The following is a 17,000-nucleotide window of genomic DNA, read 5'->3' as shown; positions in this document are numbered from 1 at the left end:
CAATTTCCCATCACACCCGTCCAAATATAGGTAGTCGGACCTTTCTTTCATGGGAAGATGATTTGCTGACCGCTATAAACGGAGATAATGTCAGGAATAGTGGATCACATGTGCTGATGGGCAGAACAGTTGTCAGCAAAAGCGGGTTTCTTGTCCAAATAGAGCCCAGTCTGGAATGGGTTTCGAGAAGCTATTTAGGCAAGGGGAGGTGGGGAACGGGGAGACTCCTGTGGGGTTAAGTGGGACAGCTGAGACCCCACAGAGCTTTAGCTCGAGGAGGCTCAGCGCCCGCCCCACGGAAAGCGACTCGTTCCCCATCTCCCCTTCCTCACTACAAAAGTCTCGAAGTCGAGTGTTCAAGATTATGCCCGATTGTTAAATATGGATATGAAAAAGCTCCGGGCACATGGCTCGGAGCTTTTTTTGGTACGAGAAAAGATAGGACAAGGGAAAATCATCCTAGTACATCCTTAATTTGTTCAATTGCCCAATCTAAATCCTCTTTGCCGATAATAAGCGGTGGTGCAAAGCGGATGACATTCTCGTGAGTCTCCTTACATAGGAGACCTTTCTCTTTCAACTGCTCACAATATTTACGAGCAGGTTCGGTCATTTCAACACCGATGAATAATCCTTTTCCACGCACTTCTTTAATTTTTGGATTATCAATCGATCGAAGTTGCTCCATCATGTAAGTTCCGAGTTCAAGGGACCTTTCTGCTAGTTGTTCTTCCTCGATGACTTCTAAGGAAGCGACGGAGACGGCACAGGCAAGTGGATTTCCTCCGAAAGTGGACCCGTGTGAACCTGGATTGAATACACCTAGTACTTCCTGGTTCGCTACGACGCAAGAAATCGGAAATACTCCGCCACCGAGTGCTTTACCTAGAATCAACATATCAGGGCTCACGTCTTCCCAATCACAAGCAAACATTTTACCACTTCGGCCAAGTCCTGCTTGTATTTCGTCAGCAATAAACAATACATTTTCTTTTTGGCAGATGTCATAGGCTTCTTTCAAGAATCCTTCTGGTGGCATGACAATTCCGGCTTCGCCTTGAATCGGCTCAAGTAAGAAACCAGCCGTGTTTTCGGTGATCGCTTCTTTCAGAGCTTCAACATCACCATAAGGAATGATTTTAATTCCTGGTAACATAGGACCGAAACCACGCTTGTATTCTTTCTCAGAAGAAATTGAAACCGCTGTCATAGTACGGCCATGGAAGTTCCCTGTGCAAGCAATAATTTCCGCTTTTTCTTCTGGTACTTTCTTGACGTCATAAGCCCAGCGTCTAGTTGCCTTGATTGCTGTTTCAACGGCTTCGGCACCTGTGTTCATTGGGAGAGCCATCTCTTTGTTCGTAATTTTACAGATCTTCTCGTACCAAGGTCCAAGCTGATCGTTGTGGAAAGCTCTGGACGTTAACGTGACCCGATTTGCTTGATCATTCAATGCTTGAATGATTTTAGGGTGGCGGTGTCCTTGGTTCACGGCAGAATAAGCACTCAGCATATCCATGAAACGGTTTCCTTCAGGATCTTCTACCCATACGCCTTCCGCTTTCGCGATAACGATCGGTAATGGATGATAATTTTTCGCGCCATATTCTTGTGTTTGGTCGATGATTTGTTGACTACTTACTGCAGACATCGTATCCCTCCAATTCATTTTTCTCCCTATATTATAACAGGTTTGTGATTCATTTTCTTATTAGTTCGAAAATTAAGCTCGTACTTTTTAATAGGAATCTAGTGATTAAACGTGATATTATTACCTTAGATTGTTAGATAAAGGAGGAACAAACATGGCGCACCTACATATCACTTCATGGGTCATCGCTTTTGTACTATTAGGTCTTGCGACAACGTTCTATCGTGCAGACAACCAAAAAGCAGCAAAAATCTCTCAAATGATCTTGCGACTTGATTATTTATTGATTCTATACTCAGGAGGTTCATTGTTTGCGAGCTATTCAAATTATGGTCCTGGAGTCATAATTAAAGTTGTTATCGGGTTATGGGTAATAGCCGCTATGGAAGGAGTGGCCGTCAAGTATAAGAAACAGAAGCCTGCAGCTAAATGGTGGGCACAACTTTCGGTCGCAGCAATCATAGCCATTATTTTGGGATGGGGATTCTTACCTCTAGGTATTCTGCCATCGTAATAAAAAAACGGTCCGCCCAAGTGGCAGACCGTTTTTTTTATTTGGGGGTTTATCTTTACCGCTATTGGGGGGAGCGGGTGATAACTTTTCTCAATTACAATGATAATTATTCTCAATTGAAAAGTCAAGTAGAAATATCATAGAAATGAATCGTGCCACATATCGTAAGTTATAATGTCTTCTTACTACTAAAATCTCCGTAAGGACATTTTCTCGAGAAGGATGGTGTGGCTAGATGTGTGGAATTGTAGGTTGGATTGACCAAAATCAAGAGATGAAGAGTAATGAAAAAATATTGGACCAAATGGCTGATACACTGAAGCACAGGGGTCCTGATGAGTACCAAAAATGGATCGATGGCGGAGCGGCTCTTGGTCATCAAAGACTTATTGTCGTTGACCCTTCCGGTGGCAGGCAGCCGATGGTGCGGAGGGCGAATAATGAGCAGTATATCCTTTGTTACAATGGGGAATTGTACAACACAGATGAAGTGCGGACAAAATTACGCGCAAAAGGATGGAATTTTTCTTCTCATTCTGATACAGAAGTCGTTCTTGTCAGTTATATGGAATGGGGAGTAGAATGTGTCGATCATTTTAATGGCATCTTCGGCTTCAGTATATGGGAAAAAAAGAAACAGCGTTTATTCATAGCGAGAGACCGCCTTGGTGTTAAGCCTCTATTCTATAGCGTTAGGGGAGAAGGGATTCTCTATGCTTCAGAAATCAAAGCCATTCTTGCTCATCCAGATGTAGAACCTAATGTCACGAAAGAGGGAGTCCAAGAAATCCTTGCGCTTGGCCCGTCAAGAACGCCAGGGAATGGGGTATTTGAGAATGTTCATGAGCTGCGTCCAGGTCATAGAGCAATATGGGAGAAAGGCAAGTTACATGTAGAACGCTACTGGGATGTGGTAAGTAAACCACACACTGATTCGTTTGATGAGACCGTCGCGAAGGTCCGGGAACTGTTTATTGATGCTTCCCAGAGGCAGCTGGTTTCGGACGTCCGCCTAGGAACCTTCTTGTCAGGTGGAGTGGATTCAAGTGCTATAACATCGGTGGCTGCTGATCAATATAAACAAGAAGGAAAAGGAGCCCTCGAAACGTTCTCCATTGATTATAAAGATCAGGAAAAATACTTTAAGAAAAACGCCTTTCAACCAGACCGTGATGAAACCTATATCAACTTGGTTCGTGATCAGCACCAAACGAAACACACTGTGATGAGAGCGGAAACGAGCGACTTAGTCGACCGTTTAAAGCAGGCTGTGGAACTAAGAGACTTGCCTGGTATGGCCGATGTGGATTCCTCGTTGCTCTGGTTTTGTGAGAATATCAAGTCACATGTGACGGTCGCTTTATCTGGGGAGTGTGCAGATGAAATTTTCGGAGGGTATCCTTGGTTTTATCGGAAAGAAGACCAAGAACGGCAAGGGTTCCCGTGGATACGCTCCTTGAATGAACGGGTTTCACTTATCCGCGACGATTGGAATGAAAAGATTGACATTGAATCGTACATGTTGAACCGCTATCAAGAAACGATTGATGAAACACCATTATTGCCAAGTGATGACGAAGCGGCAAAAAAACATCGATATATGTCCTATTTGAACATGAATTGGTTTATGCAAACACTACTTGAACGGAAGGATCGCATGAGTATGGGGGCAAGCCTGGAAGTCCGTGTCCCTTTCAGCGATCATCGTCTTGTCGAATATGCTTGGAATATTCCGTGGGAAATGAAGCATTATGGTGATCAAGAGAAGGGATTGCTTAGACAGGCGCTACGAGGAGTTCTCCCGGACAAAGTTCTGTTCAGGAAGAAAAACCCTTATCCGAAAACGTTCCATCCCGATTATACGAAAGCGGTGTGTGAGTGGATGGACCAAGTGCTAGCTGATCCAGATGCTCCTTTATTCGAATTGTTTGATCGAAAAAGGGTAAGGAAGCTGAATGATTCAGAAGGGAAGTCGATTGATACGCCTTGGTTTGGCCAATTAATGACCGGACCGCAACTGATCGCTCACTTATGTCAGATCAATCATTGGATGAAAACCTATAAAGTAAATCTTGTATAACCTCTCACCATATCGGTCCTAGACTGATATGGTTTTTTCATGATTGTAGTAACTTCGGTCTGAATAGGCTGAGTAAATGTCCGATAAAGTGTAGCTCTTGTCCGAATTAGAGAGAAATGTCCGATATAGAAGGTCGCTTGTCCGAAATGAGCAGGTGGATGTCTGATATCGTGCATCTGTTGTCCGGATCGCTTAGATAAATGTCCGAATTGTGGTCCGTTCATCCGATACATGGAGGGGAGAGCAGGTAGATTCCTGAATTAAATGTGAGCATTTTATGTATTCTAAGTCAAAACCAACAAATGCAATTGACTCTGGTAGCCTCCAAGCGATACTCTAGAAGGGTTAGCATACGATACGAGAATCCATAAAGAGATAGAAGGAGGACGGATGATGAGGAAATTAATGATTCTTCTCATGATCATCCTGACGGTACTTGCCACTTCGATACAAGTAACCGCAGCAGAACGAACGGACCGATTATGGCAAGACGAGAGTGTTTATAAACTCAAAGTCGATCGTTTCATGAACGGTGATACAGGCAACGATGTCCCAGTTGACCCGAATGATCCAGATTCTTACCATGGTGGAGACCTTCAGGGGGTTATTGATAAGTTGGACTATGTGAAAGAGTTAGGGTTTACGGCGGTCGAACTTTCACCCATTATGAGTAATTCTGAAAACGGATACCATGGCTATTGGGTTGATGATTTTCGTTCAGTGGAAGAACATTTCGGTACCATGGCAGATGCCAAGCGATTAGTGGAAGAAGCACATGCAAAGGATATGAAAGTCATTTTTGAGTTTCCTGTAAGTTATGTATCTGATGATCATCCTTGGGTGTCAGATCCGGATAAAGCGAGCTGGTTCTTAGGGGAGTCAGAGGCATCGACAACAAACACCTGGCAACAAGGTTTACCTGAACTTGATACAAGTCAACCTGATGTCAGGGGTTACTTAACCGAAACGGCAGCTTATTGGTCGGAAGAAACAGGCATAGACGGCTTTCGCCTACAAACATCCTCCAATGTTGATCAATCGTTGTATAAGGCGCTTTCTGAGGAAGTACAAAGTCCTGAATTTCTATTATTCACAAATACGTTGCCTGAAGACGAATTAGTAAGTGAGGGGACGATAGATGGATTTGCTGATGAGTCTTATCAGGAAACGATTCGGAGCACATTCAAGCAGCCTACCGACTCCTTAGCAGACCTTTATAACATTTATGAACAAAACCAAGAACGTTTTTCTGGTGATTATCAAGCATTTCACTCCATTGATGATGGAACCAATCAACGCTTCACCCATTTATCTGTGGTAGAGGGTCATAACCCTGTCACACGTTGGAAGCTTGCGTTGACCTATCTGTTCACATCGCCAGGCGTACCTGTCATGAACTACGGAACAGAAGTACCTCTCGATGATGGAGGGAACATTGGCGACATCCCCATGATGAATTTTAAGAAAAGCGATGAACAAATAAAGCAACGAATTGAAACATTAACGTCGATGAGAGACCAGTTTCCCGCCTTGACTCGTGGAGACTTCCAGCAACTTCACAACGAAGGTGGACTAGCGGTCTATCAGCGTACTTTTCAAGATGAAACGATGTTAATTGCCATTAACAATGCTGAAAAAACGAGGGTTACTGAAATTGATACATTGAAAGATGATCAGCAAATGCGTGGCTTATTGCAAGATGGCATCGTACGTCAACAATCGGATGGTACATATCGATTAGGCATGGAACGTGAAACGGCTGATGTTTTCATCATCGAACCTGACAAAGGTTTTAACTGGTTGTTTATCGGTTTTGTCGGAGGCGTACTCGGCCTGTTTGTATTTGCTGTGACAGCGATCAGTATTAAGAATCGAAAAAACTAAGAAAAAGCACTCTTTTGATGAGAGTGCTTTTTTAACTTTTTATTCCAATTTGTGTGTTATCGTTTTATTGTCTATGAACCAGCCTTTAATCGTCTTCTTCTTTTGATGTACCAAATCAGGACAATGATGAAAGTGATCGGAATAAAGATGGGTGAATAACCGATTAGTGTAACAATTGTCCATGATACGAATGTGGTCAATCCATTCAAAGAACTCGCGAAAGCCTGCTTTGTCTTTTCCCACGTATTCAGAGAAGTACCTCCGACATCCGGGACAACTACCTTCGTCTCAGTCACTTGTAGGGTGATGGTAGAAAAATCACTTTGGTTTTGTAAGTAATTCATTTTCCCTTTAAGTACTTCGATTTCTGATTGAACACGCTCTAAATCTTGAGAAATCTTCAGTAGAGAATCCGTCGCTTCTGCTTCCTCCAGAAACGTAAGTAAACGAGATTCAATTTTCTCTTTTGCCGATAACCTCGATTCCAAATCGACGTATTCCTCTGTCACGTCACGACCGGTAACGTTTTGGGATAAGATCGATTCGCTGATCTCTTCAAAACCGCCCAGTAGGTTCTCGAAGTTTGATTGTGGGACTCTAAGGCGGATCTGTCCTTGTCGGCGATTATTTTCTCTCTTCGATATGCTCGCTTCCACAATATATGCTTCATTTGCTGCCATCCGCTCATCTAATTGCTGCCTGAACTGATCATAGTCTTCTGTTTCAAGCTCGATTACGGCATTATAAATGAGCATTCGCCCGTCAGTGTTGTCGATCATGCTGGATTCTTCACTTGCCACATCTTGATTGGGCGGTGCTTCCGATAGTCCGTTTGTTTTATTTTCTGAATCACTTTGGTCTGCACTCGTTTCTTCTGTATTTCCCTCAGACGATTCGTCCCCTTGCTCTTGAGTATCATTGCTACAAGCTGCTAGAAAGGCAGAAAGAAGAACGATGAAAAGCCACACCGTTATTTTTTTCATAAAATAACCCCCTTTAGAAGTTAGACGCTTCAAAGAGGGTTAGGTTACGCTCAGTAGGGAATATTTATTTATAGGGTTGATTTAAAAAGAACAAGGCAATCGTGCCTGGGCCTGCGTGTGCGCCAATCGATGAACCAATAAGGTCGATGTGTATATTATCTGTTCCATACTCATCTTTAATCATTTCTGCTAGCTGTTGAGCAGAATCCAGGTTATCTCCATGGCTGATGGCAATTCGTTGCTTTTCCAACTCTTCGCCCCGCTCACCCATCACTTCCACCATTCGTTTGAATACTTTCTTTGAGCCTCTGATTTTTTCAAGAGGAATGAGCTTTCCGCTCTCCATATGTAACAAAGGTTTGATTTTCAGCAAACTACCGACAAATGCTGCTGTCTTGCTCACTCGGCCTCCGCGGTACAAGTACTCCAAATCATCAACAGTGAAAATGTGCTCCATATGCTTGGCATGATAGGTTCCGATCTCAAACACGTCTTCATAGGTCGCGCCTTCCATAGCTCGCTCTGCTGCTCGCATGACGACGAGGCCATAACCGAGTGACGCAGCTTCCGTATCCACCACGTCAAACCGAGCATTCGGATATTGATCTTTTACTTCTTTCTCTACCATCTTTGCGGTCTGATATGTTCCGGAAAGTTCTGAGGAAAAGGCGAAATAAATAAAGGGTTGATCTCTTTCTGCAAAAGCTGTGAATGTTTCTTGGAAAGCTTGAGGTGATACTTGAGACGTTTTGGGCGCTCCACCGTTTCTCATTTTTTCATACACTTGATGAGGGGAAATGGTACGTCCGTCTTCGTACTCCTCACCATCAATAGTTACGCGGAGAGGGACGGATTTCACTGAAAGAGCTTCTAGAGTTTCTTTAGATAAATCGGATGCTGAATCACACAGGATTTGAACATTCATTAAAGTCACCTTCTGTTTTAGATTTCTTTCTTTTAGTTTAGGCACAATCTCTCAGTTAGTCAAAGTAATCGTATTTTAATTGTAAGAATCTTTATTCACCGCTTGATTTTACCATCAGCTGGTGATAAAACAGAATAGACGAGGTTTCTTGGGAGGTTTTTTCTTGTTTACTGTCGAAATAAAACGTATTTTAATCGTTCTACTTGGTGCAATACTTAATGCTGTATCACTGAACCTATTCTTAATCGAAGCTAACGTATATGCAAGCGGGTTTACAGGAACCGCCCAGCTCATTACAAGTATCTTAACCGATTTCTTAGGTGTTCCTGGGATCAGTACGGGTCTCATTCTATTCATACTTAACATTCCAGTCGCTATATTGGGCTGGTATAAGGTAGGGAAAGGCTTTACCGTTTACAGTGTGGTATCCGTCGCCTTTACGACATTGTTCCTGGAACTTATTCCAGTTCAACAATTGTCTGAAGATATCATTCTGAACGCCGTGTTTGGTGGCGTGATCGGTGGTGTCGGTGTCGGAATCACGTTGAAGTGGGGTGCTTCTACAGGAGGTTTGGATATCATTGCGATGGTTCTTTCAAGAATGAAGGATCGTCCGATCGGTATTTACTTCTTAATGATTAACAGTGCGATCATTGTCGTAGCTGGTTTACTATACGAACCAGAGAATGCCTTGTACACATTATTGACTTTGTATGTGACGACGCGTGTGATTGATGCCGTTCATACTCGACATGAGAAGTTGACGGCCATGATCATTACGACAAAGGCACCGGAACTCGAGAAGGCCATTCATGCCCAGATGGTCCGTGGGATCACGACATTACCTGCGAAAGGAGCATTTACGCAAGAAGATAAGAACATGTTGGTGATGGTCATTACGCGTTATGAGCTTTACGGTTTACAACATGTCATCTCAGAAGTGGATCCAAATGCTTTCACAAATATCGTCCAAACGACAGGTATCTTTGGATTCTTTCGAAAAGATGATCAATGATGTAACCTTTTTGTTAGAAAAACGACTAATAGAACAAATTTAGAAAAAGAGGAGTGGCGATATGAAGAAGTGGTTTGCCATGATGATGGGGGTCATCGTCTTGATGTTAGCAGCGTGTGCAACGGACGGAGAAATGGATGAAGCAAATGGAGAAGGAACAGAAGACCAGCCGGAAGAAGAAGTAGTAGAAAATCAAGAACCAGAAGTTGATATGGATGCCTTGATTGACCAAGTCACTATGGATGCAACCGTTGAGACAGATGGAACAGCAGCAAACTTTGATTTCTCCTTAACAAACGATGGTGAAGAAGCAGTTATTTTAGGGTTCACATCCAGTCAAAAATATGAAATTCAAGTAACGAACGCTGACGGAGAAAATGTCTACACGTTCTCTGCTGATAAAATGTTCACACAAGAGATGACAACAGAAGAGTTGGCCAATGGAGAAACTCTTACAGCTTCTGAAACATGGACAGGCGCGGAGCCTGGTGAATACGAAGCTACGTTTACTTTCCTCGTAGACACGATCAACGATCAATCTGTTGAAGCGAATCCATTCGAGGTTACTCAATCCTTTACGATTGAAGCAGAAACTGAAGAAGAAGTAAAAGAGGAAGAAGAGACGAAAGAGGAAGAGGTAAAAGAGTTTGAAGGAGACGGTCAAGCTTTCCGTGAAATCAAAGTATCCGGACAGAACGGATCTTATGTGGTATCAGGGGAAGCGCGTGTATTTGAAGGTTCCTTTATGTATAGCATTGAAGATGGTCACAATATGATCGTAGAACCGACAGCTGTTCAAGTAGATGAAGGAGCACCTTCTTGGTCTGCCTTTGAAATTGAAGTATCCATTCCTGAAGAAAAGCTACCCGAGTTCGGCACCGTAACCATGTCGATTTTTGAAGAAAGTGCAAAAGGCGGGAAGCCCACTAACGTCAATTACATCCCGCTTGAAAGCATTCAACCAGAAGAATAAGATATAACAAAAGCCGCCACATTTTATTGTGGCGGCTTTTGTTTTTAATAGCCGTGATTCTCAACAGTTTCTTTAACTTTTGGTGTAAGCTCATCCCAGTCTGCATTAGGTAGCTTGTTAATGGTGATAAAGTTTTGGAAGCCGAAAACATTGTCTACACCATCAAGGTTCATCAATTCATTCATAATGTCATATTCACTCGTTTGACCTGGCATGACAGAGACACTGCCATCTCCTTTGAAGATCATAGATTCTGTCGTGAACTTACGTGCATTCGGATTTGGTGTTTCTTGTACTTGTATTGTCATATTCGTATCCTCCTCTGTAACATCTCTTCTTATTTTAGCAGAAAATCGATCGAGCAAAAACTATAAGTGTTGAACATATTAGAAAGTTCTTCACCTGTGTTACAATAGTATCACTTTAGGAGGTGCCTGATGGAATCTCGACTTATTGACGTGTTGCAACCAATCAAAGATAATGACTTTCAAGTTCCAGAGAATCAGAACTTGCAAGAGTTGACGACGATGATGTTACAAAAAATCGGATCGATCCACCCTGTTCTGAGAGATGAGCTCATCCATTCTATTTTTACGACGTTTATCGAACGCGGGTATTATAACGAAGATCAGCTCAAAAATATCCTTCAATCGATTCTGAATAAAAATTACTTATTTTATCGAATAGGGACATCTAAAAGAGAAGAAGATGCTGTATTCAAACGCAGTTTTTCCGTATTATTGATTCCTCCTATCATCGAAAAGCATCGCCATGACCCATTCCTGAAAGAAGAAGAAGTGTTGAGGGTATGGGAGAACTTGAAGAAATATATGCAGCAGGAAATGGATCACAGAGGATATGTGGAGAAGAAAGGCTGGGCTCATGCTATGGCTCATGCGGCGGATGCGATTTATCATGTTGCTGCTTGTGATGAAATTTCAGAACACCATATCCAAGAAATGCTTCCTGTCATTAAAGAACAATTTCTGATCGATCAACCGTATTTATTTGATGAAGAAGAGCGCATGGTTACGGCAATACTCATGATGTTTAAGAAGATAAATACGACAGAGCGAGTAGAGTGGCTGGAGACGCTCTTGTATGAGCGTGAAAGCTGGCAAGATCCACGCGAGGATATCATCATCAATAATAGTAAACACTTACTAAGAGCTCTTTACTTCAGAATGCTCGAAGGGGATTATCGAGAGCTTCGGCAGGTTTTAGAAAATCTTCTGAGGGAACTTAGGAAACAAGAAGCTTATTAAGGAAGTGAATGGACTATGATTCGGTGGGGTCTTTGGATCGGAACACTGTCAGGTATTGTCTTAGGCTTATATATGTGGTTCGTCGAAATGGCTACAGGAAAGAAAATATATACTTTACTTATGAATGTAGACTTTATTCCTGTAATCGGTGGTATTGATTGGCCGGTTTATATGGAATGGTTATTTCATATGATCATATCTTGGATCATCGGAGTACTATATGTGTATGTCTTAAAGAACTGGATTTCGGACACGAGAAGAAATCAGTGGAGACTAGCTATTTTCCTTACCGCAGGGGCTTCGACGACTTATGTACCTTTGACTTTGCTTGCCATCAAAGAAACACCGGCTCTTACGGATGGCGTAGCGATTATCTACTGGCTCGTAGGACACGTGTTATATGCCATCACGTTGAAAAAATCCTATTATAGATTTTGGTGAATCAAACATCCGCAGTAATATCTGCGGGTGTTTTTATGTGAAAAATTGTGAAATGTACACCTTGTATAGTTGCATAGAAGCAATCAAGTCAAAAAGATCTTTAAATGCCGTTCAATACACAACAAACCTCCCGGTGGGCACTAGTCACCGGGAGGTTTGTTGTACTAAATTTTCAGAAAAAATTCTAGGGGTACTACTACTATACCCATTACCTAACGGAGTTAACTCATTAATGTTCAATTAGTGTGAATGAAAAAAAGAAAAAAACAATTCCTTCCAAAAGTGCTGAATGCACTTTCATTTTCAATAAAAAAAACCACTTCCTCTCACCCCATAGGTGAGAGGAAGTGGGGATTGTCCATCTCTGCGATCATTCACAGAGGATTTCCAATCAACTATCGCAAACTTTGATGGTGTTTCTCAAGCTGTTGTTCCAATTGCTGTAGCTGTTGTTTCTCTTGTTGAGAACATTGGCTATAGGCAGATTGAATCGCTTGTTTAGCCGCTTGCATATCTTCTTCGTTCGCTTTGCGACCGCCATCACGGTTTTGCGTGAAACGGCTTACCGCATCACGAGCATTTTCAAAAAGGTTTCTTTCCATCGTTAGAACCCTCCTACCGTATGCTGGTCTGACTCCATCTCTTTTCGAGCAGCGTCTGAAAGCCTTTTGGGCTCCATCTTGCTTTCATCAAAGGGTTGGACTTCAGTCCTGCTTTTTTCTTTGCGATTTTGCTTTTTCTTCTCCATGACAAGTCCCTCCTGTCAGATTAAAAAAAGCCTGAACGCTTTCACGTTCAAGCTTAGTATGGAGTGAACTCGGAATCATAAACAAGGAAAATTATTCTACATAGCCCTAGTGTTCAGCTTTAGGTAATCATTGAGGAATTGACCGATTCCATCTTGTTCATTTGAATGAGTGACATGCTTAGCCACGCCTTTCAATTCATCGATAGCGTTGCCCATCGCCACACCTACACCTGCGTAGTCAATCATCTCCAAATCATTATCTTCATCACCAAAGGCGATGATCCGATCTTTTGGAATGTGGAAATAACGAGAGATTTTATCCAATCCTACTGCTTTATTCATGCCAGCGCGAACGATTTCGATGACGTGCCACGGAGCCCCCCATTTTCGGTGGTCAATCAACTCCGCATGCTCATCCAATTCAGCACGAAGCTTTTGTATTTTATCTTCTTCTGGGTGAATCAGAATAGATGTAGGGTCTTCTTTCAGATTGGCTTGAAGACGACCGACGCTGATTGAATCGTTTTTCGTTTGGAAAATGCTCATGATTTCTTCATCATATTGGTCCAAATACACATCGTCTTTCACTTCAGCTAAAATATTTTTCACGCCAAGGTCCTGGCAGGTATGAATAATTTTGTGCGCTGTTCGAATCGAGAGAGGGGAGTGAAGAGCCTCCCAAAGTTTATTAGTCGGATGATGAATAAGAGCCCCATTAAAGTTGACCATAGGGGTTTTCAATCCTAATTCATGGTAGAAGTCAATGCTCGCACGGTGCGGACGCCCTGTAGCAATAACGACAATATGTCCTTCATCCATTGCATTCAGGACGGTTTGTTTTGTTTTGGGGCTGATAATTTTATCATCTGTCAGTAGTGTTCCATCTAAATCTAAAGCAATCAAATGTTGTTCCTTCATAATCCTTCACCTCTTCTATATAGTGTAGCGGTAAAATCGAGTTATTGTAAAGAATTTCCCACTCTACAACCTAACACTTTCCATTCGATTAGGGCAGTGTTACGATACAAATATAAAGGAAAAAAGTTAGCATGATTTTAATGGCTCGTAAAGTTTTATTAGAAAGGGTTTAAGTGAATGATAGGCATACAAAGACAAACTATAAGAAATGTACCTGTACTTACCGTTGTAAACGAAGCGAAACAAGATCAACCATTACCTGTATTTATTTATTTTCATGGTTTTACTTCAGCTAAAGAACATAACCTGGCTCAAGCCTATCTCTTAGCACAAAAAGGGTATCGTGTACTATTACCTGATAGTGCTTATCATGGCGAACGTGACCAAGATCTTTCAAAGGATGAGTTGAATTTCAAATTCTGGGACGTCGTTTATCAAAACTTGAAAGAGCTTCAGGATATGAAAGACGAATTGGACCTGCTTGGTTTGATTCAAGATCGTCGCATTGGTGTTGGGGGGACATCCATGGGCGGGATTACTACGAGCGCTGCATTAACGATGTATCCATGGGTACAGGCTTCGGCCATCATGATGGGGTCTCCGAAACCTGTAGAATTCGCTAAAGAGTTGATTAGTGGTATAGAGAAAACAGGTGTCCAGTTACCTCTTATGACAGACGAGAGAGAAGATCTGTTTGAATCATTGAAGGCCATTGACTTATCGGAACAAAAAGATAAGTTACAGGGGAGGCCCCTCTTCTTCTGGCATGGTGATGCGGACCCTGTTGTTCCCTTTAACCACTCGTATGATTTTTATAATGAAGCGATCCAGTATTATAAAAACCCTGAAAACATCCGGTTCTTACGTGAAGTGGGACGAGGCCATAAAATCAGCCGATTCGCGATTCTGGAAATGGTCAACTGGCTGGAGTTAGTATTATAAAAGCGGCAACGGTTTATTCTGCAGCGATTTTTGTTTATAATAAGGTTTGAAGAATTGTGAAGGGGGAACTAACGTGAGTACAACTGCTCTTGAAGAAAATGCAATGGGTGCCCTTGAGAATGTCATTGACCCCGAGCTTGGGATCGATATTGTTAACCTAGGACTCGTCTACGGTGTAGATATAGATGACGAAGGGAACGCAACTGTTACCATGACATTAACAGCAATGGGTTGTCCATTAGCTGGTCATATCGAGCAAGATGTGAAACGTTGTCTAGCCGATTTACCAGAAATTAATGAGATACAAGTCAATATTGTGTGGAATCCACCTTGGACGAAAGATCGCATGAGTCGTTATGCGAAGATTGCACTAGGAATTCCAGATTGATGAAAGTGACCCCTGCCGATTGTTGCGGTAGGGGTTTTTACATAACATTATAGTCATAAGAAGGAGGAACGTTACATGGTCAACCAAGCCCCAGTTTTTCAAATTGTCGGCTTCAAAAACAGTGGGAAAACGTCACTCCTATCAGAACTCATAGCTTATGGATCGAATCATGGAGAACGGTTAGGAGCAATTAAGCATCATGGTCACGATGAACCGTTAAAAGTTATGCACCATGGTACGGATAGTTACCAATTGCACGAATCAGGAGCGTTTATGACAGGTGTGGACAGTCCTAGACGATTTCAGTTAGAACTGAGTCATGAAGAAGGATTTTCTTTGACTCATTTAGTGAATATCTACAGTCAATTCGATCCCGATCTTATCGTTGTGGAGGGGTTCAAAGAAGAGTCCTATCCGAAAGCTGTCATTATTAAACGAAGAGAAGATCTTTCTTTGATGACTCTTTCGAATATCCAGTTTGTCATTACATGGGATGAGAGTGTCACCAGTCATTTGGATGTGCCTGTATATCCGCTTGAAGACTGGAGAAAGCACCTTCCGACTATTTATCCTGTTGCAAAGGGGATGACTCATTAATGAAGAAACATTATTGGATTTCAGAAAAACCGTTAAATATCCAAGGAGTCGTCGACCTTGTCATCAGGCCGGAAGCGGGTGCCATTAATACGTTCATCGGAACGGTGAGGGAATTCACAGAAGGCAAACAAACGCTATTCTTAGAATATCAAGCTTATGCAAGTATGGCTGAGAAGAAGATGAAAGAAATCGGTGAGGAAATTGAACAGAAGTGGCCGGGCTCAAAGATAGCGATGGCTCATAGAGTGGGGCGTTTGGATATTTCGGAAATAGCGGTGGTGATTGCGGTTTCAACCCCCCACCGCGCCTCTTCTTATGAAGCAAGCAGATATGCCATTGAACGAATGAAAGAAATGGTGCCGATTTGGAAGAAAGAGCATTGGGAAGATGGAGAAGAGTGGATAGGAGATCAGAAAGAAACCAAAAGGGGCGTACCGCTGGAGGGGGAAGTGACGTGAATCAAGTTCTGTTCTTTGCGGAGTTACGAGAAAAAACGGGTGTGTACAAAGTTGACGTTGAACTGACAGGGTTCTCTGTAAACCAAGTTAAAGAGTGGGTTGCAAAAGACTATTCCATGCCGAAGGTACAAGATGCGATGGTGGCGATCAATGAGGAGTTTGCTTTAAATGAGACGATTATTGAAAATGGAGATGTCATCGCATTCATACCGCCTGTCAGCGGAGGATAAAAAAAGTCAGCCAAAAGATGGCTGACTTTTTTATTATCTTAGAACGTTGATTTAGGCTCTCTTAAAATGATGAACCTCATACGAAGTATAGTCTAAACTAAGAATAAGAGAACGAGTCCTCCTACTATAAAGCAGTAAAAGGCAAAATATTTCAAGTTTCCTCGTGCCATAATGTTCATAAACCATTTTAGTGATACATAAGAGGCTAGAATGGATGCGATAAAGGCGATGGCATACCCGACCCATTGCTCTGCAAAATTATCATTCAATAATTCATCAATGGATAATAGCATGGTGCCTAGACTTACAGGAATAAAGAGGAGGAAAGAAAATCGTAAAGCTGTCTCCTGCTTCATTCCGAGAAGCATGGCAGCGACAATAGTGGCTCCCGAACGGCTGATTCCTGGAATTAAAGCTACAGCTTGGGCAAGTCCGACGATTAAAGCGTCTTTCCAAGTCAGTTGTCCATCATTTTTACTTCCTCGTATATTTCGTATAATCCATAAGGCGACACCTGTGATGATTAATGTAACACCGACAGTCGACACCTTTTTCCATTCGTCTATCAAATCTCCGAGCAATATGCCGATGACTCCTGCCGGTATGGTTCCGATAAGTAAATAAAGGATAAAGTCGAAATCTTCTTTTTGATTCTGATCCTTCGTGAAGATGTATTCGACTCCATTTTTCGTCAGTCGGACTAAGTCATTCCAGTAAATCATAAGCACGGCGATCAATGATCCGAAGTTCACAAGTATTTCAAATTGCAGTCCCTTAAATTGCAAATCGATCATTTCTTGTACAATGACGAGGTGTCCACTTGATGAAATCGGAATCGGCTCGGTAAACCCTTGAAAGATCCCGAGGAATAAGTACTTCAATAATTCGATTAATTCTTGCATATATGCTGTTCCCCCTTGAAAGTGACAATGAAGCGATAAACCTCTTCTACTATACCGCTAGTTGATTTCTATGTGCAATCAGACAA

20 protein-coding genes are annotated in these 17,000 nt (G+C 42.2%); 12 read left to right on the top strand and 8 right to left on the bottom strand.

Features of this window, described 5'->3' with window-relative positions; genetic code table 11:
* Positions 1-454: 454 nt before the first annotated feature.
* A complete protein-coding gene (locus H0266_RS06325; protein WP_181471516.1) occupies positions 455-1,651 on the bottom strand; it encodes an ornithine--oxo-acid transaminase in 1,197 nt (398 codons plus the stop codon).
* Positions 1,652-1,805: 154 nt separating this feature from the next.
* Between H0266_RS06325 and H0266_RS06320 the strand changes: the two genes are divergently transcribed.
* From H0266_RS06320 to H0266_RS06310, 3 genes are all read left to right on the top strand, one after another.
* Entirely contained in the window at positions 1,806-2,165 is a 360-nt protein-coding gene (locus tag H0266_RS06320) for a YisL family protein (protein ID WP_181471515.1), read from the top strand.
* Positions 2,166-2,400: 235 nt separating this feature from the next.
* Positions 2,401-4,245 carry an asparagine synthase (glutamine-hydrolyzing) gene (gene asnB, locus H0266_RS06315; RefSeq protein WP_181471514.1) on the top strand — a complete coding sequence of 615 codons (1,845 nt, stop codon included), beginning with the start codon at positions 2,401-2,403 and terminating at the stop codon, positions 4,243-4,245.
* A 393-nt stretch (positions 4,246-4,638) separates the two neighbouring features.
* Positions 4,639-6,129 (top strand): alpha-amylase family glycosyl hydrolase, encoded by a 1,491-nt coding sequence (locus tag H0266_RS06310; RefSeq protein ID WP_181471513.1) that lies wholly within the window; start codon positions 4,639-4,641, stop codon positions 6,127-6,129.
* Between the two features lie 71 nt (positions 6,130-6,200).
* Here the strand turns inward: H0266_RS06310 and H0266_RS06305 are convergent, their stop codons facing one another.
* Together H0266_RS06305 and H0266_RS06300 are read right to left on the bottom strand one after the other, a co-directional pair.
* Positions 6,201-7,112 carry a DUF4349 domain-containing protein gene (locus H0266_RS06305; protein WP_181471512.1) on the bottom strand — a complete coding sequence of 304 codons (912 nt, stop codon included), beginning with the start codon at positions 7,110-7,112 and terminating at the stop codon, positions 6,201-6,203.
* A gap of 64 nt (positions 7,113-7,176) precedes the next feature.
* Positions 7,177-8,037: a DegV family protein gene (locus tag H0266_RS06300; protein ID WP_181471511.1), complete on the bottom strand. Its 861-nt coding sequence runs from the start codon at positions 8,035-8,037 to the stop codon at positions 7,177-7,179.
* 163 nt (positions 8,038-8,200) lie between these two features.
* Here H0266_RS06300 and H0266_RS06295 point away from each other — a divergent pair, with 163 nt between their 5' ends.
* On the top strand, positions 8,201-9,052 hold the full coding sequence (locus tag H0266_RS06295) for a YitT family protein (protein ID WP_181471510.1): 852 nt from the start codon (positions 8,201-8,203) through the stop codon (positions 9,050-9,052).
* Between the two features lie 61 nt (positions 9,053-9,113).
* Positions 9,114-10,025: a BsuPI-related putative proteinase inhibitor gene (locus H0266_RS06290; protein WP_181471509.1), complete on the top strand. Its 912-nt coding sequence runs from the start codon at positions 9,114-9,116 to the stop codon at positions 10,023-10,025.
* A gap of 44 nt (positions 10,026-10,069) precedes the next feature.
* On the opposite strand, the gene H0266_RS06285 is transcribed toward H0266_RS06290, so the two are convergent.
* On the bottom strand, positions 10,070-10,333 hold the full coding sequence (locus H0266_RS06285) for a NifU N-terminal domain-containing protein (RefSeq protein ID WP_181471508.1): 264 nt from the start codon (positions 10,331-10,333) through the stop codon (positions 10,070-10,072).
* A 129-nt stretch (positions 10,334-10,462) separates the two neighbouring features.
* Between H0266_RS06285 and H0266_RS06280 the strand changes: the two genes are divergently transcribed.
* Both H0266_RS06280 and H0266_RS06275 read left to right on the top strand, forming a co-directional pair.
* Positions 10,463-11,290: a DUF2785 domain-containing protein gene (locus H0266_RS06280; protein WP_181471507.1), complete on the top strand. Its 828-nt coding sequence runs from the start codon at positions 10,463-10,465 to the stop codon at positions 11,288-11,290.
* Positions 11,291-11,305: 15 nt separating this feature from the next.
* The gene (locus tag H0266_RS06275) at positions 11,306-11,731 is read left to right on the top strand and encodes a hypothetical protein (protein ID WP_181471506.1); all 426 of its coding nucleotides are present in this window, start codon (positions 11,306-11,308) and stop codon (positions 11,729-11,731) included.
* Between the two features lie 395 nt (positions 11,732-12,126).
* Here the strand turns inward: H0266_RS06275 and H0266_RS06270 are convergent, their stop codons facing one another.
* The 3 genes from H0266_RS06270 to H0266_RS06260 all read right to left on the bottom strand — a co-directional run bounded on the left by H0266_RS06270 (position 12,127) and on the right by H0266_RS06260 (position 13,397).
* On the bottom strand, positions 12,127-12,333 hold the full coding sequence (locus H0266_RS06270; protein ID WP_181471505.1) for a DUF3813 domain-containing protein: 207 nt from the start codon (positions 12,331-12,333) through the stop codon (positions 12,127-12,129).
* Between the two features lie 2 nt (positions 12,334-12,335).
* Positions 12,336-12,479 carry a hypothetical protein gene (locus tag H0266_RS06265; protein ID WP_181471504.1) on the bottom strand — a complete coding sequence of 48 codons (144 nt, stop codon included), beginning with the start codon at positions 12,477-12,479 and terminating at the stop codon, positions 12,336-12,338.
* A gap of 96 nt (positions 12,480-12,575) precedes the next feature.
* Complete coding sequence (locus tag H0266_RS06260) at positions 12,576-13,397, bottom strand: Cof-type HAD-IIB family hydrolase (protein WP_181471503.1); 822 nt, start codon at positions 13,395-13,397, stop codon at positions 12,576-12,578.
* Between the two features lie 177 nt (positions 13,398-13,574).
* Here H0266_RS06260 and H0266_RS06255 point away from each other — a divergent pair, with 177 nt between their 5' ends.
* From H0266_RS06255 to moaD, 5 genes are all read left to right on the top strand, one after another.
* Positions 13,575-14,339: an alpha/beta fold hydrolase gene (locus H0266_RS06255; RefSeq protein ID WP_181471502.1), complete on the top strand. Its 765-nt coding sequence runs from the start codon at positions 13,575-13,577 to the stop codon at positions 14,337-14,339.
* A gap of 103 nt (positions 14,340-14,442) precedes the next feature.
* The gene (locus tag H0266_RS06250; RefSeq protein WP_181471743.1) at positions 14,443-14,727 is read left to right on the top strand and encodes a metal-sulfur cluster assembly factor; all 285 of its coding nucleotides are present in this window, start codon (positions 14,443-14,445) and stop codon (positions 14,725-14,727) included.
* A gap of 75 nt (positions 14,728-14,802) precedes the next feature.
* Entirely contained in the window at positions 14,803-15,324 is a 522-nt protein-coding gene (gene mobB, locus H0266_RS06245; protein WP_181471501.1) for a molybdopterin-guanine dinucleotide biosynthesis protein B, read from the top strand.
* The gene (locus H0266_RS06240) at positions 15,324-15,782 is read left to right on the top strand and encodes a molybdenum cofactor biosynthesis protein MoaE (protein ID WP_181471500.1); all 459 of its coding nucleotides are present in this window, start codon (positions 15,324-15,326) and stop codon (positions 15,780-15,782) included. The genes mobB and H0266_RS06240 overlap by 1 nt, the downstream gene beginning before the upstream one ends.
* On the top strand, positions 15,779-16,012 hold the full coding sequence (gene moaD / locus H0266_RS06235; protein ID WP_181471499.1) for a molybdopterin converting factor subunit 1: 234 nt from the start codon (positions 15,779-15,781) through the stop codon (positions 16,010-16,012). Before H0266_RS06240 ends, moaD begins: the two co-directional genes overlap by 4 nt.
* A 92-nt stretch (positions 16,013-16,104) precedes the next feature.
* Here moaD and H0266_RS06230 read toward each other — a convergent pair whose 3' ends face one another.
* Complete coding sequence (locus H0266_RS06230; RefSeq protein WP_181471498.1) at positions 16,105-16,914, bottom strand: undecaprenyl-diphosphate phosphatase; 810 nt, start codon at positions 16,912-16,914, stop codon at positions 16,105-16,107.
* Between the last annotated feature and the right edge of the window lie 86 nt (positions 16,915-17,000).

Origin of the sequence: Halobacillus locisalis (assembly GCF_013694105.1) — a bacterium.
Lineage (GTDB): Bacteria > Bacillota > Bacilli > Bacillales > Halobacillaceae > Halobacillus > Halobacillus locisalis.
The sequence above is the reverse complement of the archived record's forward strand: the minus strand, read 5'-3'. Positions and strand labels throughout refer to the sequence as shown.